This window comes from Actinoallomurus sp. CA-142502 (genome assembly GCF_050936355.1).
In the GTDB taxonomy this organism is placed as follows: Bacteria; Actinomycetota; Actinomycetes; order Streptosporangiales; family Streptosporangiaceae; genus Actinoallomurus; species Actinoallomurus iriomotensis.
In genome coordinates this window covers 954410-979599 of the sequence record NZ_JBNJMY010000001.1, presented here as the reverse complement: position 1 = coordinate 979599, position 25190 = coordinate 954410, and the positions used below count along the sequence as shown (strand labels likewise).

1 protein-coding gene (cut by a window edge) is annotated in these 25190 nt (G+C 73.2%); it reads right to left on the bottom strand.

The window, feature by feature from the left end; genetic code table 11:
• Positions 1–25190, bottom strand: the start of a protein-coding gene (locus ACQEV1_RS05010) for a scabin-related ADP-ribosyltransferase (RefSeq protein WP_433391736.1). The gene continues 51313 nt to the left of window position 1, outside the view; only the first 25190 of its 76503 coding nucleotides appear in the window; it begins with the start codon at positions 25188–25190; the stop codon falls past the left edge of the window.

The following is a 25190-nucleotide window of genomic DNA, read 5'->3' as shown; positions in this document are numbered from 1 at the left end:
TGCAGGTCGTTGTAGGTGTTCCAGTCGAGGTGGAGCGGTTCTACGCGGTTGAAGACCTCGTCGAACGCGCGAAGCATCGCCGCCCGGAAGCCGGGCGACCGGTCGTTGTCGTAGTAAGAGCCGGGATCCCACGGATGTGCGGCGAGTGCGTCGGCGTGATGCCGCGCTTCGATGATGTGCTTCCAGACGTCGCCCGCCGCCACGACGTCGAAGAACCGGAGCGGGGGACGCGGCGGCCTCGACCGGACCGCGGCCGGATAGCGGGCCGCCAGTTCGGCGACGGGGCCGGTACGAGACGGGCGTGCGGCGGTCCGGCGGGTCGGCGTGCCGCTCTCGGCGGCGTACCGGTGCCCGGCGTCCGGAGGGTCGATGACGATTTCCGGCAACCCGCTGGCCAGACGCCTCGAAGGAGCGCCGTGGCGTGTGCTCTGGTACGCCGGGAACGGATCGTCGCCTTCACCGCTGGTCAGGTCCCACTGCCGCAGGGTCCGGTCCTCGTCCGGCACCGTCCGGACCTCGCCGACCTCGAACGCCTGCGGCGTGAGGTAGTACAGCCCGTCCTGCCCGGTCTCCTCGGCGAACGCTCCCGGGTCCCGTACGCGGGCGGTCGTGTGGAACACCTCGAACCAGCCGGGGCCGTCGCCCTCGTCGGTCTGCGCCAGCGCCTCCTCCGCCGACCCCCACGTGTGCAGGACGTGCGGTACGGCCAGGGCTTCTCCCCGTACGGGCGAGGACAGCGTCTCCGCCTCGCCCGGACGCCAGACCGCCCACCACACCTCCCGGCGCACCTCGGGCAGCCGCTCGATCGCCCGGCGGGCCATCTCCCGGTGGACGGTGAACGTCCCGTCCTGGTCCGGGTCGGACTCGTCGTTCTCCTCCCGCGTGGCCTCCAGCTCCGTGTCCCGGATGTCCCGCAGGATCATCAGGGCCGTGGCGTCTCTCGGCGTCAGGCCCTGCCCGGCGGCGGCGCGAAGCTGGTCCTCGCTCAGGGTGGTGTCCAGGAGCCGGTCGTAGCCGCGCAGGTGGGGCGGGGTCAGCGCATCGTCCGGCCCGCGCTCACCAGGGGGCACCAGCGACCGGTCGATCCAGTCGTACATGCCGGCCGCTTCGTCGCCGAAGACCGTGTGCGGCGTCTCATCGGCGAGCCCGGCCTCGTGCCACGCGAGAAGGCTGTCGTACGCCCGCTGCCCCACGTGCTCGCCCGTGGCGAGCACCGCCCGGAGGAACGCCCGCCCGTCACTCCCGGATGACAGTTCCCGGTAGGCCGCGAAGAGCGTTCCGGCGCGGTCGGAGGGCAGGGCGGAGGCGAGGTACCCGCCGATCGTCCGGACCCGTTCGCGCCACTCGTCGTCGCGCGCGCCGTCGTTGCGGGTCGCGACGCCCGTCAGGGTGTTCCAGTGCCGGACCCCGTTCTCGGCCGCCGCCATCGTGGCGAACAGGTCCCACTCCGAGCCGTCCGTGAGGAGGCGGTCCAGCTCCGCCGCCGCGCCGTCCCGGCGGCCGCCGGTGAGGACCGCGGCGGCGGCGTCCTCGTCCATCAGGGTGGAGAGCCGCCCGTGCACCAGCCGCGCGAAGTCGCGGGCGGCGCCCCACGTGGCCGGGTCCGCGGCCAGCGCCCGGGCCAGCGCGGACTCGTACGAGTCGACGAGCCGGGGCCAGTCGGGGCCGTAGACGACGCGGAACGCGGACGGCCGGACCGACCCGGGCGCCTCGGGCGGCGGTGCCAGGCTCCGCAGCTCGGCTCCTGCCGCCTCGACGCTCGCGAGATCCTCGGGGGGCGGCGTGAGCAGGCGCTCGGCGCGGGAGCGCAGCGTGTGCATCGTGTCGGCGAGGACCGCCCGGTGGGCCTGCGCGCTCTCCGCGCTGACCTGCGACTCGCCGTACGCGCGGATCTCCGCCACGGTCATGCCGTCGTGGAGCCCGGGCAGGGCGGTCATCGTGGTCGCGTCGTTCAGCCGTACCTTCGGCGCCCCGGCGACCAGGCCGGAACGCAGGAAGTCCGCGACGGTCCAGCGGAGGTCCTGCACCCGGTACGCGAGCGGCCCCGCCGCAGGCCGGCCCTGCCGGTCCCGGAACCGCTGGTCGGCGTCCGGTATCCGGTCCAGGAACGAGCGCTCGAACATCCCCAGGAACGCGTCGGCGTCGGCGCGCAGGAAGTCCTGCACGTCCTTCGGCAGGGCGGCCAGCAGCACGTCCGGGTCGAGGCGTTCGAGCAGGGCCGCGTTGGACTTGTCCCAGCCGCCGCGGAGCCGGCCGTTGGCCAGCATCGCGCCCTCGACGTACAGCACGGCGGCGTGGTGCCGGAGCTCCTGCACCGCACGGTCGGGCAGGTCGAGGTAGCGGTTCGCGACCGCCGCGTCCGCCGGGACGTACCCGAGAAAACGCCGGCCGATGTAGCGCGCCGTGACCCGGTCGGCGAAGTTCAGCGCGTCGCCCAGGTGGTCCTTGGTGAAGTACCCGAAGCTCTGGTCGCGCCAGGTGTGTTCGAGCACGTGCGTGAAGAGCGCGTGGCCGACGACCGGGTGGAAGTCGATGTTGAGGTGGTCGTGCGACCCGGCCGGCGCGCCGACCGGCCGTGGCCCGGCGGACCAGCCCCGTCCGAGTTCGGTGAGCGACCAGCCCTCCGGCAGGACGCTTTCGAGCGGGACCTCGGCGGTCAGGCCGTCGAGCGTGGCCCCGAAGCTCCGCTCCACCTCGTGCCCGTGGTCGGGGTCGGCGTGACCCGTCTCGTCCTCGAAGACGCGCAGGATCCCGAACGTGGCCTCGATGACCGCGATCGTCCGGTGCTCGCCCGTGCCGCCGGCCCGGATCGCCTCGTCCCGGTCGACGTACAGGCGGCCGTTCGGGCCGAGGTGGGCGTCCTTGGTCTCGATGGCCAGCCAGGCGCCGTCCGGACCGGTCGCCAGCGCCTTCCCTCGTACGACGGTGAGGTTCGGCGGCGGGTTCGGGTGCGACAGGGTGGCCCAGTACTCCTTCTCCGCGGCCATGCCTCCGCCGCGGACCCGCGGCGCGGATTCGGTGCCGGGCAACCGGGGCGCGCCGTGCGCCGACGAGAGCGCGTTCGGGTCCGGCGCCGAGAGCGAGAGCGGCGAGGGTGGGTCCAGCTCGGCCGCGTCGTCGGCCGTCAGCCCCTCAGGCCCGGAGACCGGGGACGGGTCCGGCGACTGGCCGCCGGTCATCGCCCGGTGCGGCGGCACCAGGTCGGCGAGCACGGCCGGGTCGCTGGTCAGGTCGCGCGGGGCGAAGGTCGTGTCGATCCAGTCGTACAGGTCGGCGGCCTCGCCGTCGAAGATCTCCTCGGGCACCGGGTGGGCGGGATCGTCGCCGAACCCGGTGAACCGCCACGCGGCGAGGGTCTCGTACAAGGTCCCCGAGGTGGCGAGCGCCGCGCGCAGCAACGAGGCGCGGTCGTCCGGCCCGAGGTCGAGGTAGCGGAAGACGCGGAACAGGAACTCCACCTGCTCGGACCTGCGACGCCCGGGCCGGTAGCCGCGGTCGATCATCTCGTCGATCCAGCGCTCCTCGCGGAGCGGCGGGCGCTGGATCAGGTCCCAGCCGAGCCGGTCGCGGTTGGAACCAACGGCCGAGCGGAACGCGGACATGAGGTCGGCGAGGTTCCATCCGGCGTCGTCGTCGATCCGCTGCTCCCACTCCGCGTCGGACAGCTTCCCGAGCGGGTCCAGGTGACTCCGGATGGCCGACTTGTCGGGGGTGGCGACGTTGAGCAGGCGGTCCAGCTTGCGCAGGGCCTGGCGGACGGGGCCGACCAGGCGCGGGTCGCCGGCCAGCGCGGCGGTCAGCGCACTCTGGTAGCGGCTGACCAGGCGGTCCCAGCTGAGCTCGGCGTAGGCCGCGGCGTACCGGACCCGCCCGCCGTCGGCGAGCAGCCGCTCGAACGAGCGCAACCCCTGGTAGGCGTCGTTCTCCGTCTGGGTCCGATTGAACGGGCTGCCCTCGAGCAGGCCCTCCTTCACCGACCCGAAGTACTCCTCCATGAGCTGCACGATCTTCGGGTCGTGCGCGCGGAGCTCCTCCGCGGTGTGGAGGCGCTCCAGCTTGGTGATCACGTCGACGCCGGCGTTCACCTCGAAGAAGACGGCGACCGCCTGCGCGAAGTACTCGTAGGCGTTGCGAGAGGAGTAGTTCTGCCGGTCCGGCCGCTTCGGGTCGAACAGGTCACCGTCGGGCCACTTGCCCGTCCCAGACGTTTTCCGCTCGTCGTAGTACTTCTGGACCCGATCCCAATCCCTGTCGGACAGCCCGTGTTCGTGCAAGAGATGCGCGAACTCGTGCACCACGACGCTGAAGCCGTTTGTGGGGTCGTCAGCGATGAGCGACCTCTCGCCGGTGATGTCCTCCTCGGGCGTCACGGCGACCGTGCCGTCCATCAGCCCCAGGTGGGTCTCGGCGATCCTGCCGCTGATCAGGTGACCGGCCTCTCCCGACCAGGGCGCCCGGACGGTCAGGCTCTCCCCCCTCGGGATGATCACCAGCCGGGCGCCGCGGTCGAGCATCCGCATGGCCGCGGCCGGCGCGAATTTCAGCATCCGGGTCATGACCTTCACGGCCACCTCCCGGATCACCGCCGCCTGCTCGGCCTCCGGCGGCACCTGGAGCATTAGCCGCGCCGCCGCTTCCGCGAACTCCGGGCTGCTGTCCTTCAGCCGGTCGGACAGCCGGAGCACGAACTCCCGGCTCGAGGCCAGCGTCTCCCGCTGCGGCTGCGACAGTGTGTTCAGCTCGTTCGCCCGCTCCTCCGGCGTGAGATCCGCGAGCCGGTTCGCCTCGTCCACGAACGACGCCGGCCAGTCCGGCACCGTCGGGAACCGGTACCGCGGGTTCGCGTGCGTCGACCCCGGCGGGCCCAGGTCGGCCTGCGAAATCCGCTGCGCCGGTGCGTTCGTGGTCGGCGCGAGCGCTGCGCCGTCGGAACGCAGGCGCGACAGGTCGGCCGTCGAATCGTCCAGCGGGATGTGGACCGCCTCGGTGGCATCCTCGGTCCGCGTCAGGTAAATGCCGGAGGAGTCCGCGACCAGCGTGTACGGCGCGGCCTCGGTCTCCGGCAGGGCCAACAGGGCCCGCAGCTCGTCGGCGTTGGCGACCTGGCCGATCCAGCCGCTGTCGCCGCGCAGGAACGCGCCGCTCGGCACGTGCACGAAGTCGTCGCCGAACCGCACCCATCCCTCGGGGGACAGCAGGCGGCCGTCCGGGAGCCGGATCGTGCCCGAGTCGCCGACCTCGTACCGCAGCGGTTCCGAGGTCGACGCGAGCGAGCGCTGGAAGGAGTGCCACCGCTCGGCGCCCTTGCCGGTGTGCACCGGCACCTCGCCGGCCGGGCGCGTCGTCAGCCCGCCGGACCGGGGCTCGCCCACCGTCAGCTCGTGGCCGATCGGCCAGTGCGCCACCAGCGGATCGATCCCGGTGTCCCGCGACCCGCCGAGCAGGCCGCCCTGCTCGCGGTGCGGCGGGAGCAGGTCGGCCAGCACCGCCGGGTCGCTCGTCAGGTCACGCGGCCGGAACGTCGCGTCGACCCAGTCGTACAGGTCGGCCGCCTCGCCGTCGAGGATCTCCTCGGGCACCTCGTGCGCGGGATCGTCGCCGAGCCCGACGTACCGCCACGCGGCGAGGGTGTCGTACAGCGAGCCGCCGGTGGCCAGCGCGGCGCGCAGGAACAGCGCGCGGTCCTGCGGCCCGAACCCGAAGTAGTGGAAGACCCGGAACACGAACTCCGTCCGGTCGGACAGACGACGGCCGGGCCGGTAGCCGCGGTCGATCATCTCGTCGACCCAGCGGTTCTCGTACAGCGGGAAGGGACGCTTGATCACGTCCCAGCCGAGCAGGTCACGGTTGTTGTTGACGGCCGAGCGGAACGCGGTCATGACGGTGGCGAGCGTCCAGCCGGCGTCGTCGTCGAGCCGCTGCCGGTACTCGGCGTCGGAGAGCTGCTGACCCGGCGCCACGAAGCTGCGGACCGGGGACTTGCCGGGCGCGCTGACCGAGAGCCTGCGATCCAGCTCGCGGAGGGCCCGGCGGACGGGGGCGATCAGACGGGTGTCGTTCCCCAGCGCGGTGCTCAGCGCGTTCTGGTAGTGGCGGATCGCGATGTCCCACTTGGGCTCCGCGTACTTCGCGGCGTGCCGGACCACGCCGCCGTCCGCGAGGTACCGCTCGAACGACCGGAGCGTCGTGAAGCCCGCGTTGTCGAGCTGGGTCCGCGTCAGCGGGCTGCCCTCGAGCCGGTCCCCGGCCTTCCCGAAGTACTTCTCCATCAGCGTCACGATCGTCGGATCGTGCGCGCGCAGTTCCTCGGCGGTGTGGAGGCGCTCCAGCCCGGTGGTCGGGTCCTTGCCCGGGTTGATCTCGAAGAAGGCGGACACCGCCTGCGCGAAGTACTCGTAGACGTTGAAGGAGGAGTAGTTCTGCCGGTGCGGCCGCTTCGGGTCGAACAGGTCGCCGTCGGGCCACTTGCCCGTCCCGGCCTTCCGCTGGTCGTAGTGGGCCTGGAGCAGGTCCCGGTCGGCGTCGGTCAGCCCGTAGACGTGTATGAGATGCGCGAACTCGTGCGCCACGACGTTGCTGCCGCCGGGGTGGTCGGTGTTGAACAGCGCCGGCTCACCGGTGAGGCTCTCCTCCGCGGCCGAGGCGACCGTGCCGTACTGCGCGCCCCGCTGGACCTCCATGGGCGAGCGGTGCATCAGCACGCCGGCGTCCGTCGTCCAGGGTTCGCGTTGGATGATGCTCTCACCGCGCGGGGTGATCAGCAGCCGCGCGCCCCCGTCGAGCATCCGCACCGCCGTGTCCGGCGAGTTCCGCAGCATCCGGGTCATGGTCCGGATGGCCAGGTCCCGGCTCGTCCCCGCCTCGTCGACCTCCGGCGGCACCTGGAGCATCAGCCGGGCCGCCGCCTCCGCGAACTCCTCGTTCTGGTTGCTCAGCCCGTCTCTCAGGCGGAGCACGAAGTCCTGGTTCGAGGCGAGCGTCTCCCGCTCCGGCTGGGTGAAGGCCTCCAGCGTGTTCCGGCGCTCCTGCGGCGTCATGCCCGCGAGCCGGTCGGCCTCGTCGTGGAACGACGCCGGCCAGCCCGACACGGTCGGCAGCCGGTAATTCGGGTTCGCGGGCGTCGACCCCGGCGGCCCGGCGTGAATCTTCGGCTGCTGCGTCGACCCGCCACCCGCGGTCGGAGCGCCCAGGGCGCCTTCGTGACCGCCGCCCACGGTCCAGGCCGGCGCCCGGGAGACGACCGTGAGGTCGGGCCCGAACTCCTCCAGCAGTTCCTCGATCGTGGTGAGCTGCAACGCGCCGGGTGCCTCCGCGTCGGCGTTCGCCTCCCGTTGCGCCGCCAGGTACTGGGAGTGGCTGAGCACCTGCTGACGGCCGAACGCGTCAAGCGTCCCCGTCGCGAGGGCCACATGGTGCGCGTCGCCGAACGACACCCAGTGCCCGCGCGGAACCACCGGCCCGACCCTCCCGTCGGTGCCCAGCATGTGCCGGGTGGTGGCGCCCGAGCCGACCAGCTCCATGATCGTGCTGGTGTGGGCCTCGTACGCCTGACCGATCGCGTCCTCCTCGGAGAACCCGGAGGCCATGGCCCGGTCGAACGTCCGGACGGCCGCGTCGGTCGCGGCGTCGTGCACGCCGACCAGCCACTCCTTGTTCACGGCGCCGGACTGGTGGGCGAGGAGGAGGATCACCTGCCAGCAGTTCATCGACCCGGATGTCGTCGGCTCCGGCCCGGTGCCACGGATCCAGCGGGCGAAGTCGTTGGGCAGCCCGAACATGCCGGTCTCCGACAGGCGGAACCCGTCGTCGGCGTCCGGACCGGAGTTGCCCCACCACTCGTAGGAGCCGACGGAGTCCTGCCCGAGGCGCACCACCTCGTCCACCGGATCGCGGAAGTCGTGCGACGGCGCCATGCCCATCATCGCCGAGCTCGTCTGCGACCGGTCGTCCTGCCGCGGCTCCGCCATGGCGCCGAAGCCGCCCGGACCGTCCACGTACACCGGCGCGGGGTGGCGGGACGGGTCGGTGGGCCGCCACTCGGCGACCTGGTCCGCCGGCCGCAGGACCGTACCGTCGGGCAGGTACGTCGTCCAGGGCGACGTCCGGCCGTCCGGGCGGACCGGCAGGTGGAGCAGCGCCGGCCCGCCGTCGGCCCCCGGCCCGGGCGCGAACAGCGCGGTGTGGATGCGGATGCCGTGCTCCTGGGCCAGGGACCGCAGGGTCGCCGCCGCCTGCTCGGAGTACTCGGCGCCGGCCAGCATGAGCAGGTCGGTGACCCCGGCCTCGGCCAGCTCCGGCACGGAGCCGGCCGCGAAGAGCTCCGGTGCGCCGACCATGTCGTGGTGGCCCGCGAAGACGAATGTGGTCTCCGGGTCGGCCAGCGGCACGGGGAAGCGCGCCGTGGCCAGGGCGCCGGTCACCGGGTCCCGGCGCCACGCCACGACTTCTTCGGGAACCTGCTTGAACAGCGGTTCCCACCGCCGCCAATCCGCGTCACGGAAGTACCCGACGCCGTAGGGGGCCTCGTGGCCGGAGCGGTAGATCTCTTGGGGCAGGACGGTCCGCGAGGACCGGACGATGCCGCTGTCCGGGAGGACCGACAGCTCGACATGGCGCGCGCCTGTGGCCGGGTCGGTGACGGTACGGACCGCGCCGACGCCGTACGTTCCGTCCTCGGGCACGAAGGACAGCGTGCCGTGGCCGGACGCCGGCCCGAACCTGCCGGTGGATCTGACCTCCCCGTCGAAGTCGGCCACCACGACCCAGCCCGGCTCCGCGCCCGGTTCGACGCTCGCCATGGCCTCCTCGGCCGAACCCCAGAGGCGCCGCCCCGCGGACAGCGGAATCCGCGTGCCCGCCGCCGTGCCGGGCAGCGCGTGCGGCTCACCCGGCTGCCACCATGCCGTCCAGACCCGGGCCGTCACCTCGGGAAGGCGAGCGAGACCCCGGTACGCGAACCGCCGTTGCAGATCGGCCAGCGGGTCCGCGCCCTCCGGCGGCAGGTCGTGCAGCGCCAGCAGGGCGGCGGCCTCCTGGGGCATGAGGCCGATCTCCTCCGCGGCGGCCGTGGCGTCCGCGGAGAGAGACCACGAGACCAGGCGGTCGTACACGCCACGGTGCGGCGGCGTCAGCCGGGCCAGCCACAGCGGGTCGGTCACTCCCCTGCGGAGCGCGAACGTACGGCCGACCCACTCGTACAGCTCGAACGCCTCGCTGCTCAGCGCCTGCCGCGCCGTGTCCCGGCCGAACCCGGCGCGATGCCAGGCCTGCACGATGTCGTACAGCGGCTGCCCCAGCGGGACCCGCCACGCGATCATCGCGGCGAGAAGGCCCCGGCCGCTCTCCTCCGGGTTCGCCAGCCACCGATAGTGGGCGAATATCCGCTCCACGTCGGCGGCCGGCTGCTCGGCCAGGCGATAACCCCGTGCCTCCATCCGCGTACGCCACCAGGCGCTGCGCGGCCCGGGGTCGTGGAAGCCGATCCGGTTCGCCCACGTCTGGGGCAGCCTGCGGGCCGCGCCTTCGAGGGTCCGCATCAGCGCGGCCAGGTCCATGTTCCCGGGGTCGGCCGAGTGCGGGCTCCGGGGCAGCCGGCGGACCGCGGCGCGGGCGGCGGACAGCGTGGCCTCGCGCTGTCCCAGCACGCTCGCGGCGGCCTGCTCGTACTGGGCCCGCTCGTCCGGGAGCTTTCCGGCGTACAGCAGGCCGAAGCGCGGGGGCGGGCCGGGCGGAAGGGGCTCGCCGGGCGGATCCAGGGCTCGCAGCTCCGCGAGATCGTGGTCGAGGCGCGCCACATCCTCGGGGGTGGGGTGATGGAGCCGCTCGGCCGTGGAGTAGAGCTCGACCGCCTTGCCCGTGAGCGCCTTGTGCAGTTCCCGCGACTTCTCCGCGTTCACCTGCGGCTGCCCGAAGACACGTCCCTCGAGCACGTCCTTGCCGAGTGTGCCGCCGGCGGTGTCACGCTCCGTCAGGACGGTGCTGGCGGCGAAGTCGTCCAGGTGGATATCCAGATCGCCGGTCAGCCCGGCGACCAGGTAGTTCTTGACGCCCAGCTCCTCCGGTACGTCGAGGATCGACTTTCCGTCCGCGGGCGGCGTTTTCCCGGCCGCGGCGGCGCGTTGCCGGTAGTCCGGAACCCGAGCCAGGTACGACCGTTCGAAGGCCGCCAGGAACGCCGCCTGGTCCTCGCTCAGGAAGGAGCGTGCCCGCTCCGGCAGGTCGCGGAACGCCGACCCCGGGTCGCGACGTACGAGGACGGCGGCGTTGGACTTCGTGTTGCCCGGCTGGAAGTCGCCGGTGAGGCGCATCGCCCCGACGATGTACAGCTGCGCGGCATGGAACCGGATCTCCTGCACCGCGAGGTCGCCGAGATCCAGCCACGGGTACAGCGCGCGGACGTCGTCCGCGATGCGTCCCAGGTACTCCTGGGACAGGAAACGCGCCGCGACGAAGTCGGCGAAGTCCAGCGCGTCGGCCAGGTGATCCTTGGTGAAGTAGCCGTGGCTCTGGTCCCGCCAGGTGCGCTCCAAAAAGTACTTCAGGTACGGGTGGCCCACGGCGGGCACCACGCCGACGTTGATGTGGTCGTGCGAGCCCGCCGGCGCGCCGACCGGCCGGGGCCCGATCAGCCAGCCCTGGCCCTCCTCCGTCACGGTCCAGCCGCGCGGCAGGATGCCGTCGAGGGAGTGCGTGGCCGGCCCGCCGTGCTCGCCGGGAATCGTGTCCAGCACGATCTCCAGCGCCTGCTCGGCTTTGAACGACTCGTCCGGGTCGGCGTACTCGAGCTCCTCCGGAAGGTCCCGCAGTACCCCGAAGATCGGTTCGGGCACCAGGATGACCTGCCTCGTCGCCCTCCCACCGGCCTCGACGGCCTCCGCTTCGGAGATGAAGTAACGCCCGTCCGGCGTCTGGAAGACGTTCTTGTGCTCCACGGTCAGCTCGGCACCGTCCGGGCCCACGGCCAGCACGATGTCGTCCATGCTGTAGAGCGACACGCCTTCGGGAGGCTTGAGGACGGACCAGTACTCCTTCTCCTTGCCCGACCCTCCGCCGCGCAGGCGCATCGGATCGAGCCGCGCGACGAGCTCTCGCGCCAGGTCGGACAAGGGGGCACGCTGCTCCGTCACACCGGCCCAGAACTCTTCGAACGCGGCGGCGATCTCCTCGCTCTCCCGGTCCTCGCCGACGATCAGGGACCCGATCCTGTCGAGCTCGTCGGCGTCCACGCGGATGGCCCGCGTGGCGAGATCACCGGACGCGCCGGTCGGCGCCGCACCGTTCTCGGCCAGGTACTCGGTCGCGAGCCGCGTCAGGAGGCCATGCAGGTCGCGGACGGCCTCCGGCGCCATGGACGTCTCGGTCGGCCGGGCCACCGATACTCGCACGCCGCGCAGCCGCAGCGTCTCGGCGACCGCCGGGTCGGCGCCGAGCACCATCGCGAGGATCCCCGTCAGCCGCAGGACATCAAGGTCCGGCTGTGCCGGTGTGTCGACCAGAGAGCCGACGAACTCCTGCCCGCGCCGCATCTCCTCGTCCACCAGGTCGCCGGCCTCGTGCGGCGGCGTCATCGACCGTGGCGTCGTGCTCAGCTCCGCAGAGGTGACCGGCTCCGGCGCCTCGGCCGGGTCGGTCCGCGAGACGCGCTGTTCCGGCGTCTCCGTCGCGAGGTCGGGGACGGGCCGCGTGAGCCGAGGCGGCGGCGCCCAGGGCCCGACGGCCGGGTCGCCGATGTCTCGGACGGGACTGAGCGGCGACTCGTCGTGCTCTCCCAGGCCGGGCGGTGTCAGCCCGGCGAGCACGTCCCGGTCGACGGTACGGTCGCGTAGAGCGAACTCACGGTCGATCCAGGCGTACAGGTCGGTCGCCTCGCCGGCCAGGATCTCGGCGGGCACCGTGAAGCCGAGGTCACCGTGGGACTCGGCCCAGCGCCACGCCCGCACCGTGTCGAACAGCGGCCGGGACATCGCCGCGCCCCAGGCCATCGCCGCCTGGAAGAACAGCCGGTCCTCCTCCGGCCCGAAGCCCAGTTTCCCGTAGACCCGGAAGATCCACTCGGCCTGGTCGGGCGGCAGGAAGTGCACGTTGTAACCACGGGCGCCGCGCATCTCGGCGAACCACTCGTCATCGCGCGGGTCCCGGACGTGGGGAGCCTCGTCCCACAGCGCGCGCAGCGCCGGCTCGTGGTGGGCGACCGCCCGGCTGAGCGCGGTCATGACGTCGTTCAGACCCCACTCCGAGTCGCCGCCGAGCAGCCGCTCCAGCTCCTCCGCCGGATACTCGGAGAAGCCCGCCGCGGCCTCCTCCTGCCCCAGGCGCTCGCCCAGCACGGTGAGCAGGCGGCCCGCGACCGCGCGCGCCGTCCGGAGCACCTCCGGGTCCGCGGCCGGCACCCGGCCCACGGCCCGCTCGTACGCCAGACGCGCCGAGGCCCAGGAGGCGCGGGCGTACACGTGCCCGTATGCGACCGGCAGGACGGGTGCGTCGTCGGCGTCCCGTGACGGTTCCCACCCGGCGAGGAGGTCGTCGGTGCCCTCGCTCGTCCGCTGCGGCCAGCCCGGCGGCCGGTACGGCGCGAGCGACGTCTCCTCGACCGGTTCGACCGTCGTCGGGCGTTGAGCCTCGTCCTCCAAGGTGAGGCGCCGGGACACCTGCTCGAAGTACTCACCCGTGCCCTCGATGGCGTCGCGGGCGGGCGCCGGTCCGGCGTTCTCCCGCAGGTGGGGCGGCGTCAGTTCGGGGAGCAGGCGCGGGTCGTCGGTACGGTCTCGCGGGGTGAACTCCGTGTCGATCCAGGCGTGCAGGTCCGTCGTCTGACCGGCCAGGACCTCGGCGGGCACCGCGAAGCCCTGCTCGCCGAGTCCGGCTGCGTGCCATGCCCGCACCGTGTCGAACAGCGGCCGGGACACCGCCGTGCTCCAGGCCATCGCCGCCTGGAAGAACAGCCGGCTCTCCGCCGGGTCGAAGCCGAGTTCCCCGTACACGCGGAACATCCACTCGGTCTGGTCGAGGGGCAGCGGAGCCGGCTCCTCCCGCATCCCGACCAGAGTCTCGTGGTGGTGATGAACCGCCTGGTGGAAGGCGGTCATGACCTCGTGGACGCCCCACTCCGAGTCGCCGCCGAGCAGGCGTTCCAGCTCCTCCGCCGGATACGTGGAGAAGCCGGCCGCTGCCTCCTCGGGCCCGACGCGCCGGGCGAGGGCGTCGAACAGGCGGTGGGCGGCGTCGCGAGCGGCCCGGATCACCTCGGGGTCCGCCGCCGGCACCCGGCCCACGGCACGCTCGTACACCCCGCCTTCGGAGGCCAGGCTGTAGACGGAGGACAGGAGCGCGTCGACCGGCTCGGCCAGGGGGTCGCGGGCGGCCTGCTCCTCGAAGGACAGCCGCCGCAGGAGTTCCTCGTGGTAGACGACGGCCTGATCCGGGCCTTGGCCGGCCGAGGCCGGCTCGGTGGACAGCTCCATGGGGCGGGAGTCGGTCAGGGAGATGCGGACCGCGTCTCCGTCGTCTTCCGGCACGAGATACATGTCCGTCGGCCCACCGACGAGGGTGTACGGCGCGGCCTCCGTCTCTGGTACGGCCAGCAGCCCCCGCAGCTCGTCGGCGTTGGCGACCTGGCCGATCCAGCCGCTGTCGCCCCGGAGGAAGGCGCCCGTCGGCTCGTGGAAGAAGTCGTCGCCGAACCGTCGCCAGCCGTCCGCCGAGAGCATCCGGCCGTCGGGGAGCCGGATCCCGCCCAGCTCACCGACCTGGTAGGTCAGCGGCGTCGAACGCGACTCCAACGTCCGCGAGTAGGTGAACCACCGCTCCGCCGACTTGCCCGCCGGGGGCATCGGCACCTCGTGGGCCGGCACGGTCGTGACGTCCCCGAAACGCCGCTCACCGACGGTCAGCTCCCGGCCGATCGGCCAGTGTGCCGCCAGCGGGTCCACGCCGGTGTCGCGCGACCCTCCGCGCAGACCGCCGCCGTGCAACTCGAGGTGCGCCGGGTCCGGATAGGCCTCCGGGCCCGCGTGCGTCCAGGTCTCGATCGCCTCCGCCGGCCGGAACTCGCCGCCCTCCGGCAGGTACGTCACCCAGGGCGCCGACCGGCCCTGCGCGTCGATCGGCAGGTGGAACACCGCCGGTTCGCCGTCGCCGCCGGGTACCAGCGCCAGCGGGGCGGTGTGGATGCGCAGACCGTGGTCCCGCGCCAGTCGCGCCAGCGTGTGCGATTCCAGTGCGGAGTAACGGACGTCGGCCAGCAGCAGCAGATCGGTGTAGCCCTCCTCCGCCAGCCGCTCCGCGTGCTGGGCGGCGTAGACCGCGGGCGATCCGATCGCGTCGCCGTACCCGCCGTACACCCACGTCCTCGCCGGGTCCGCGAACGGCGTCGTGAACCGCGCCGTGAGCAGTTCCCCGTTCGCGTCCTGGTCCCAGGCGACGACGTCGGTGGCCGCGCGCCGGAACAGCGGCGCCAGCCGCACCCAGTCCTCGGTCCGGAGGAAGAGGGTCCCGTACTGTTCCTCGTCCTCGTCCCGTAGCTGCGCCTCCAGGAGCTCGCCCACCGCGGTGCCGAGCGTCAGCTCGACCGCCAACGTGTCGGCGGCGGTGCGCACCGCGGTGACGTCGAACGTGCCGCCGTCCACGAGGTAGCGCACCCGGCCCTGGCCGCTGGCCGGTCCGAACGCGCCCGCGTCGTGGACGGTGTGGCGCACCCGGGCCAGGACCATCCAGCCCGGTCCCTCGGGTCGGACGTGCGCCACGGCCTCCGCCGGGGACCCCCACACGCGCACGATCGGGGGCAACGTCATGGGCAGTCCGGCCGCCGTCCGGGGGAATGACGCCGGGTCTCCTCGCTGCCACATCGCGGTCCAGGCCCACTGTTCCGCGGCGGGGAGGCGCAGGGCCGCCCTGCGGGCGACGACCCACTGGAGATCGGTCAGCGGCGTGCCGTCGCCCTCGGGCGGCAGGCCGCCGAACGCCAGCAGGGCGGCGGCCTCGCGGCGCGTCAGCCGCATCTGCGCGGCCGCCGGAACCAGGCCCTCGGGCACCCGCGGGTTCACCAGCCGGTCGTACCCGAGGAGGTGCGGCGGCGTCAGTGACTGGAGGGCCTGCGGGTTCGTCACGCCGGCACGGGGGTTGAGCGTACGGTCGACCCACTCGTACAGCTCCGACGCCTCGCTGAACAGCGCCTCGCGCACCGGCTCGCCGCCGTACCCGGCCCGCCACCAGCCGAGCACGACGTCGAACAGCGACGCGCCCTTCGGCACCTGCCAGGCGATCATCGCGGCGAGGATGCCGCGGCCGTCGTCGGAGGCCGGCGCGAGGCTCCGGTAGACGGAGAACGGCAGTTCGAAGCCCGGTGCCGTGTCGTTCAGCCGGTAGCCGCGCGTCCCCTCCATCCAGCTCCGCCACCAGGCGGGCCGCTCGCCGGGCGAACGGCGGGAGAAGCCCTCGACGCCCGCCTCGGCGGCGCGCCGGATCGCGGTGGTGAAGGCGTCCATCCGGGCGCCCAGGCCCTCCGCCGACCGGTCGTCGACCAGGGCCCGCAGGTCGTGCCCCGAGCCGATCGGCCGCTCGCCCGTGCCGAACATCGAGGTGACGTCGCGTCTGAGCTCGCCCGACAGCCGCTGGAACAGCCCGCCGATGGCGGACCGCGTGACCGCGAACGAACCCTGGTGCGCGGCCAGCCGCGCGGCGAGAGTCCGCTCGTACCGCTCGCGCGCCATCGGCCACGCGTCGTCGTGGTAGACGGGGTCGAAGAACTCGGCCGGCTCCAGCTCGAGCTCGTCTCCACGGGGTGGCGCCAGCCGCCGCAGCTCCGCCCGCGCCGCCTCGATCGCCGCCAGGTCCTCGGGCGAGGGGTTGTGCAGCCGCTCGACCCAGGGGCCCAGCTCCCGTACCGCGTCCGTCAGGGCCTGGTGATACTTCTGCGACGTCGCCGCGTCCGTCATCAGCTGCCCGTAGTAACGGATCTCCAGCACGGCCTTGGCGAGCGGCCCGCCGTTCGTGTCGAACTTGTCCAGGACGTTGGTGTTGGCGAAGTCGGCCAGCGTGACGCCCGACTTGCCGAGGATCGCCGTGTCCAGGTAGTCGCCGACGGCGTCGTCGCCCACCGCCATCAGGCCCTCGTCCGGGACGGGGATCTCGTTGAACTCCAGGTACTGCTCGTCGTAGTCCGGGACCCGGTTCCGGAACCTCTCCTCCAGGAGCGCCCGGAAGGCCGCCCGGTCCCGTGGGAGGAACATGTGCGCGCGTTCCGGCAGCTCCTTGAACCGCGCGTCGGTCTCGTGCCGGATGAGGTAGGCGGCGTGGGCCTTCCGGAGTCCGAGGTGGATGTCCCGGTTCAGCGCCATGGCCGCGAGCACGTACTCCGTGAAGGCGTGGGAGCGCAGTTCCTGCAACGCGAGGTCGGGCACGTCCAGGTAGGGGCGGACGACCGACAGGTCCGCGGGGACGTAGCCCAGGGTCTCGAAGGCGAACATCCTGGCCGCGACGTCGTTCGCGAAGTCCCGCGCGTCGTCCAGGTGGTCGCGCGTGAGGTACCCGTCCGTCAGGTCGCGCCAGGTCCTCTCGGCCACGTGTTCGGTCATCAGGCGGTAGATCGCCGACGGCCAGACGCCCACGTTGTACTGGTCGTGCGAGCCACCGGGGGCGCCGACCGGCGGCGGCCCGACCAGCCAGCCCGCGCCCTCCTCGGTGAGCGTCCAGCCCTCCGGGATGAACCGCTCCAGCGGAAGAGAGGGCCGGTCGCCGGGCGTGCCGGTGAGGGCGTTGAACGCGTTCTCGAACGCCACCTCCGTCCGGTACACGTGCTCCGGGTGGGTGTAGCTCTCGCCCGGGTGGTCGCGCATCACCCCGGTGTCGACCTCGACGATCGCGGCGGGCTTGAGGAGGCCGCTGCCCCCCGCCTTCACCGCGTCGTCCTCGAACCGGTAGAGGCGGTCGCCCGGCCCCATGTAGACCTTTTTGAGCTCGACGGACAACGTGGCGCCGTGCGGCCCCCTCGCCAGCACCACGCTGCCCATCGTGGTGGCGTCCTCCAGATCCGGATGCGCGAGGACCGCCCAGAACTCCTTCTCCTTCGCCGACCCCGCGCCCATGAGCCCCACCCGCTGGTCGGGCCGCACCAGGCTCTTGAGGTGGTTCAGCACGATCGCCTCAGCGGCCGACCGCGTGTGACTCCGCTCTCTCGGGGACAGCGCCGCGTACTTCTCCGGCAGCTCGGCCCGCAGGGTCCGCGCCGCCTCGTCGTCGACGGGCAGGCCGCGGCCCCTCAGCGCGGTCCGCACGTCGGCCCACAGCACGCGGTGCGGGTCCAGCCCCGTCACCTCGATGGACGCGGGCGTCTCCGCGGGCGGGGAGGTCTCGTTCAGCGTGGAAGCCTCGGAGAGCGTCACCGTCTCGGCCAGCGTGGACGCCTCGGCCAGCGCGGCGGCCTCGGTGGCGGCCTCCTCGCGGCCGGCCGAGAACGCGTTGGTGGTGGCCGCCTCCTGCTCCGCCCAGGACGCGGACAGGTCCCGCGGGGCGAACAGCACGCGGAACTCGTCGAACGCCTCCTCGTGGAAGGCCTCGGCGGTGTGGTTCAGCCACACCTCGTCGTCCGTGCGGTGGCCCTCGCTGATCGTGTGGAACGACCGGCCCATTCCCTTCAGGGCGGGCGGGGCCAGCGCCTCGAAGGAGAGGTGGGCGGGCAGGTCCGCGGTCAGGCGTTCCACGCGCTGGTCCCACACCCACGTGCGGGCGTCCAGTTCCTCCGTCTTCTTCAGCCCGAGACCGAAGACGCCGTCGTAGGCGTTGAGCATGCGCTCCACCAGGCCCGACCGGGCCCGCGCCAGGTCGTCCTCGGACAGTCGCCGGTCCGGGTTCTCAGCCTGCCAGCGCGCGGACTGCTCCGCGAAGATCTGCTCGGCCTTGCCGGTCACGCCCTGGCGCGCCGTCTCCACCGAGAGCCAGACGTTCAGCCGGTCGGCGCCGGCAGCCTCGTCGTACCACGCGCGCCACTCTTCGAGCCGGGCGGACAGGCTCTTGTCCTGCTCCCCGGTGAACAGCGTGCCGAAGTGGTCGTTGACCGAACGGCCGAGGGCGGTCTGCATCGACGACAGCGTCCCCCTGGCCAGCGTGACGCCGTGCTGGAGGCCGAACCGCTCACGGAACTCCTCGGTCAGCCCCGGGTCGTTCTCCCATGCCGCGTGCCGGGTCTCCAGGTCCCGGAAGGAGCGCTGGAGCGCGGCCTCGCGCGCGGTCTGCTCCGCGAGCCGGGACGGCAGGGACTCGACCGTCTTGTCGAAGGTCTCCCGCCACCGCGTCACCGCCTCCTCGGTGACCGGCTCGCCGGCCGGGAAGTGCCGGTCGTAGCCCTTCTGGAGCGTCTCCAGACCGTCGTGCAGCACCTGCCGGCGGCCCGGGTCGGAGGGCGTGGCGTCCCGGGTCGCGAACCCGTCCAGGAGGGCGCGGTCCGCGTCGGACAGGTCGTCCTTGAACGACCCGGCCCGCGCCTCGTACAGCTCGGCGAACCGCTCCTGCTCGGAGGCGAGACCGGCCCGCCGGTCGAACGCGTCGAACAGGTCCTTGGTCAGCTCGTCCAGCCGGAGGGCGGCCTCGCGACGGCGCGCCGCCAGGTCCTCGCGGATGTCGGAGACCTGCCGGAAGACCTCCCGTACGGCGTCGTCCCAGCGCCGTTCGAACTCCACCCACTCCCGCTCGCGTACGGTCTCGGCGACCGAGCCGGTCAGCTCGAACGGCAGGGAGTGCTCCGGAGAGCCGACCCGGCGCTGCCACAGGCCGAACTTCCGGTCGAAGGCGGTCTGGCCGTGGCGGAGCGCGATCTGCCGGGCCGCCTCCAGGTCCAGCTCGCCGGGGAGCTCGTCGATGACCTCCTGCCGCTCCCGGTCGCCGGCCAGGAGCCGGCGTTCGAAGTCCGCCTCCATCCGGTCCTTGATCTGGGTGAAGGAGGGGTGGTCCTTCGCCTGCGGGTTGGTCAGCAGCCAGGACTCGACCTTCTCCTCGAAGGCCGCCCGGTCCTCGGCGGTCACGGTGGTCTCGGGCAGGCCGGCGAGCTCTTCGTCGTGCTCGGCGAACAGCTCCTCGTACCGGTCGAACAGCCGCGTCTGCGCCGACCGCCACGCGTGCCCGCGCCAGTCGCCGGGCGCGGTCTCCGGCGGCGCGGGGACGAACTCCCGGCCCTGCTCCTCGGCCCCGCGGAGCGCGTTGTCGGCGAGCTGCTCCTCGACGTACGCGCGACGGATCTGCTCGATCCGCTGGTTCGCCCACGAGACCGTCTGGTGGGAGCGCATCTTCGCCTGCCCGGCCTCCCGCGCGACGGACAGGCCGGCGAACTCCTGGCGGGCGAGCTCCCGGCCGCGCGCGACCTCGTTCAGGGCGTTGAGCCTGCGCGTGTAGTCCGACTCCAGCCGGGCGCGCAGCTTCGTGTCGAACGGCCGGTCGCGTACGAGGTCCATCGTCTGCCGGGTGAGCTCGGTCCGCTCGCTCCGGTACCAGGACTGGATCTCCGGCGACCAGTCGGGGGACGGTTCGCGGCTCTCCGCGACCTGCTCCAGGCGGCGGCCCAAGTCGGCGATCGGCCGGGCCTGGGCGTTGAGCCGCTGGGCCTCCTGCCGGACGCTCTCGGTCAGCTGGGCCGACTCGGGCGCGGACGGGTCGGACAGCGCCGCGCGCTCGTCCGTGTAGCGCTCCCGGAGGCGGGTCAGCTCCTCCTCGTGCCAGCGGCGGGTCAGGTTGTCCCATTCGTGCCGGCTCTGGCCCAGGTCGACGCGGCCCTGCGGGCCGTTCACGGTGAGCGCGGCCTCGAAGGCGCGGTTCGCGGCGGTCTGCTGCCGCCATTCGGTCCGCGCCTGCCGGTACTCCTCGCGCAGCCGCTCGACCAGCCCGGCACGTTCGGTCTCGGCGAGCGAGGACTCGCTCAGCTCGCGGACGAAGCGTTCACGCAGCTCCCGCACCTGAGGAGACTGCGTGAAGGCATTCTCCCGGCCTCCCCACGGCCGCCACCGGTCGCCGCCGGCCACCTCCCGGTCGAACGCCTTACCGGCCTCGACCGCCGCGTGCGCCTGGTCCAGCCGCCGGGTCAGTTCCCCACCCAGCACCGTACGGTCCTCGCCGCCCGCCCACTGGTCGGCGAACCACTCGCGGAGCGCGCCCTCCTCCTCCAGCGGCAAGCGGGCGTCGCTCGGGCGGGCGGCCACACGCCGCTCGAACTCCAGGTAAGCCTCGTCGCGGGTGGCGATCTCGGCGCGCAGGGCGGCGAGTTCCTCGCGGACCCGGTTCTCCGCCTCGACCATCCGTGCGGAACGCGGCGCGGGAGGCGCCTCGGTCTCGTGGAGCAGAATCTCCGCGTCCTCATCCGGCAGCGGCGGCTTCTCGGCCTCGTCCGGGGCGTCCTCCACGTACGGCCGCCGGTCCTCCGGGTCGCGCGGCGGAGGATCGTGCGGGCCGTCGGACACGGTCTTGGGGCGCGCGCTCTCCGGGGTGACCGGCTCCGGCTCGATCTCGTCCGACCCGGTCCGGTGCTCGTACGCCTCGACCGGTGTGCGGGTGATGCCGAGCCGCCCGAAGTCCAGCGTCCACTCGGGGTTCTCGCTCCACTCCCGGTAGGCCGCCTCGCGCTCCACGGCCCGCGCGCGGAGCTCGGCGACGCCGGTCCGCGCCGTGTCGACGAGCGCCGCGCGCTCCTCGTCGGTCACCGCGCGGTCCCAGCCGTCGGCGAGGTTCCGCCGGAGCGTCTGGAGCCCCTCCTGGTACTCGTTCCGCGCCGCCGGGAACGTCAGCGGCGGGTGCCCCTCCTCGAACCCGTTCTCCAGGGACTCCAGCACCGAGGCCCGGCGCGTCAGCCGGCCCATCGTCTCGGCGAGCTGCTGCCGCCACGCCTCGTGCTCGGCCTCCGCCTGCGCGCGCAGCCGCGCCACGCGCGGCGCGTCCACCTCGGCCTGGAAGCGCGTCCAGGCGTCCCGCAGAGTGGTGCCGAAGACGTCGCCGGTCTCCTGCTCGCGCGCCAGCATCGCGGGCAGGTCCCGGCCCACGCCGTGGGCCTCGTGGAAGAGCGTCGCCCACTCGGCCCGGAAGTCGTTCGCCATCGACTCGAACGTCCGGTCGGCCATGGCGTACCGTCGCCGCGCCTGGCCGGTCAGCTCGCTCGCCTCGCTGGTCATCTCGTGGAACCGGGACCCGCCGTCGCCCATCGCGCGGTCCAGGCCGGCCTCGAACGCGAGCCGGTCGTTCAGCGACGCGAGGTACGGCTGGAAGTACTCCCGGTCGAACGCGGCCTCCCGCAGGGCCAGCTCCTCCGGCGACCAGACGCCGTCCTCGGGCCGCCCGACCACCGCCTTGTGCGCCTCGGTCACCGCCTCGCGGAAGTCTGCCTCGACCCGCTCGACGTGCTCGGCCGGAGCCTCCAGGCCCGTCAGGGCCTGCTCCACCCGGCGGAGCGCGGCGGCGCGGCCGGCGTACTCGTCGAACCGCGCGGGCATCCCCGCGGCCAGGCGTTCGAACGCCGTGGTCAGCGCGGCGGCGTATTCGTCCCACTCACGGGCGGTCAGCTCCCACGTGTCGCGTCCGCCGAGGAGGCGGCGGGCCTCCGCGCGCAGGTCGTCGCGCAGCTCGGCGAGCACCGGGGCGTGGTCCACCTCGCCGGTCCGCCCGGACTGTTCCCGCCAGTCGATCTCGTACCGCCCCATGTCCTCTTCCGCGCGGGCGAGCAGGGCGTCCTCGGCGGACTTGGCGCGCAGCCGTGCGGCCCAGCGCTCGTCCAGGTCGCGCAGCTGGGGGTCCAGCTCCGCGGCGCGGCGTTCGTAGTCGTCCAGGCGCAGTGTCCGGGTCTCGGCGCCGCCCGGCAGGGTCCGCGTACGGGCCGCGAACTCCGCGTCGTACTCCGCGCGGAGCGTACGGGCCTCGGGAGCGGCGCGGTCCAGGCCCGCCTGCTCCAGGAGACGGCCGAAGTGCTCGTCCGCGGCGGTCTCGAGGGCCATGCGGGTGCGCATGCCCCGTACCAGGTCGTAGACCCGCTGGTCGGCTTCGGCGTGGAACCGATCCCACACCTGCGGGTCGACCCGCTCGCCGCGCAGGCCGAGCCGCTCGGCGATCCGGCGCACCTCGGACTCGACGGCGTCGCCGAACCGCGCCCGCAGCCGGGCGGCGGCGACCGGCGAGTGCGACGCGGTGAGGCGGGAAAGGTCGAAGTCGGTCTCCGCGCTGGAGCGTGCCGAGCGCACCGCCGCTTCCAGCTCCAGCTCGTCGTTCAGCCCGTCGACCAGATCGTCGAAGCGCCGCTCGAACTCCAGCCCGGTCAGCTCGCCGTCCAGGTGCCGCTGGAACAGCTCCTGCCAGCGGCCGTCGAAGCGCTGCCGGACCTGCTCGGTCCACGGCCGCGACGTGTCGGCGTCGACCCGCGCCTGCTCCCGCACCAGCCCCTCGGCCAGCGTACGGGCGTTCGGACGGGGGCCCGCCTCCGGCTCGGGCAGCCGGGATTCGAGCGCCTCGGTCAGCCGCGTGGTGAAGGCCGCGTCGTTGTCCTCGGTGAGGGTGCCGGACTCGGTGCGGACCGCCCGGTACACCGTGGTGGCGTCGTCGGCGAGGTGCTCGGGCACCCCGGTCGAGCGGACCAGCGCGGCCGGGTCCACCCGCGGGTCGGAGCCGAGGAGGATCTCGGCGGTGCGAGGGGCCGACCCGTCGTGCCCGGTGGCCTCGAACACCGTCTCCAGCTTGCCCGCGAGGCGCTGCTGGAGGGACGGCGGCCCACCTGTGCGCCCATCCGTGCCCTCACCGCCGGTCGTCCGCGTGGTGCGGGTGGTGCGCGGGGCGGCCTCGTGCTCGGCGACGGCGTCGCGGTACGCCGACAGGACCAGGGCGTCCAGGTGCGTGGGCAGGCCGGCCGCGCGGACCAGCGTGGCCGGGTCGGGGCGGGGGCCCTCCGGGGGCACGCCGTGCGTGTTGGACGCGCGGTACGCGGAGACGGCGGCGTCGAGACGCTGGTCGGCGTCGCGCTGCCGCCAGTACCGGCGGTCCTCGTTCTCCAGCCGCTCGGTGTAACGGCGTACCTGGTCGTCTCGGCCGGTCTCCAGGCGCTGCTGGGCGGCATGGTCGCCGCCGTCGAAGACGAAGTTCGGCGTGACGTCCTCGTGCCCGGACACCAGGTCCGCCGGCGGGACCGCGTCGTGCGGCGCCGGCGGAGCCTCGTGCGACGTGCCGTCGTGCGAGATGTCGTCGTGCGAGGCGTCGTCCTGCGACGTGGTGTCGTGCGGCTGCGGGTCGTGCGACGTCGTATCGGGCGGCGGGTTCTGCGACGTCGTGTCGCGGGGGGCCGGGGGCGGTTCGTGCTCGGTCTCCGGCGGTGTGCCGTCGGAACCCTTCTCGTTCGTCACCGACTCGGTGCGTACGGGCCGCGCGGGCGGCACGGGCCGATCCTGGACCGCGCCATCGCGCCCGGGCACCGGGGGCGGCGCCGACTCCGGCGGCCGGTTAGACGGCAGCGGAGTCGTCGCGGGCTCGGTGCCCCGGGACGTGACGGCCGGGTTCGTGGACGAGGTGACCGGCCGCTCCACGATGGGCACGCCGTGCTCATCCAGCACCGGAGGCTCGACGATGGGCCGGCCGTGCTCATCCAGCACCGGAGGCTCGACGATGGGTTGGCCGTGCTCATCCAGCGCCGGAGGCTCGACGATGGGCTGGCCGTTCTCGTCCAGCACCGGCATGTTCTCGGAGAACGGGGTCTCCCCGGGCGGGAGGTTCTCCCGCCCCACCGGCCGGCCCCCCAGGACGCCCGGAGTCCGGGTGGTGCCGGTGAGCGGATCCGTGGTGGGCGTGATCGGCCGCTCTTCCACGATCGGCGGCCCGTTCTCCTCCAGCCTCGGCGGCATCTGGGTGAACGGGACCCGCGACGACGGGACGTTCGGCAGGGCCGGCGGCCTCTCCTGCACGCCGGACGGTGACTGGAAGGGGTTGACGGCGGCCGGGTTCTCCAGGTCGGGGCTGACGGTCGACTCGTCGCCGAGCGTCTCGTGCGGCAGCGGTTCGATCAGGCCCGGTCCGGGACGCTCCGGTCCGGGACGCACCGGCCCGCCGCCCCGTGGCCCGTTGAGCCCCGGAACCGGCCCCTCCGGTGGCGGCTGGTCGATGACCCTCTGCGGGCTGAAAGTGTCGACGGTCCCCCTGGGGCCGCCACCGCCGGGGGAATCGCCCGGACCCCTGCCCGACGGCGGGTCGGTCAGCAGGTCGGACTTGTCGATCGGCCGGATGAGGTTCGGGTCGATGTTCAGCTTCGCCATGCGGTACTTCATGCCGCCCAGCGCGGCGCCCCGTACGGCCGCGCCGAAGGCCACACCGCCGATGCCGCCGCCGACGAACATCATCGGCAGGACCTGCCAGTTGCCGTCGATCAGCCCCTGGGTGAACGTGCCGGCGATCGCGCCGCCGCCGCCCATCTTGACGAAGTCGCCCGTGATGTTCGTCAGCTCGGTGATGAACTTGTTGTCGAGGCTCTTGAGGGCGTTGCCGATGAGGTTGTCGAAGAGACCGCCGATGCCCCGGATGCCGATGTCGGCGAGGGCTCCGCCGAGCGCACCCTCGCCGACCCACTTCCAGTTGATGTGGGGGCCCTGCGGGTCGCCGTCGATCGAGGACGCGACCAGGCTCGCCGCCATCATCAGCAGCGCGCCGATCGCCGCCTGGAGAGCCGTCGGCATGAGGAACCGGGTGAGCGACAGGAGCTGCTGCATGATCATCTCGAGGCCGAGACGCGTGGTCTGCTCGGCGACCACCTCCTCGCCGAGCGTCGAGCCGCCGGTGAAGGCGGCCAGCGCCGTCATGATCGCGAGCTGCACCATCAACGCGATCAGCATCGCGATGATCTGGACCTGGGCCTCCAGGAGGCTCCGCGCCCATTCACCGACCTGGTCGCCCATCTGCTGGGCGGCCTCTCTGATCTGGTCGACGTGGTTGATGCCGCCGTTCGCGCCGAGGAACGCGCCGAACGTCTGCTTGAACTGCGCGACGACCTCGTCGGGCAGCGCGCCGTCGATGTCGCTGACGACGCCGGCGTAGTGCTCCGCGAGCGAGCCCAGCTCCTGGTTGAGGTTGTCGAACGGCGTCCTGAGCGCATAGACGTTCTGGGGCGGAGCCTCCGGCGGCTCCGTCCCCATCAGGAACAGGAAGAGCTTGCGTTCGTCCTCGTTGAACGTCAGCCCTTCCGGCGCGTCACCCAC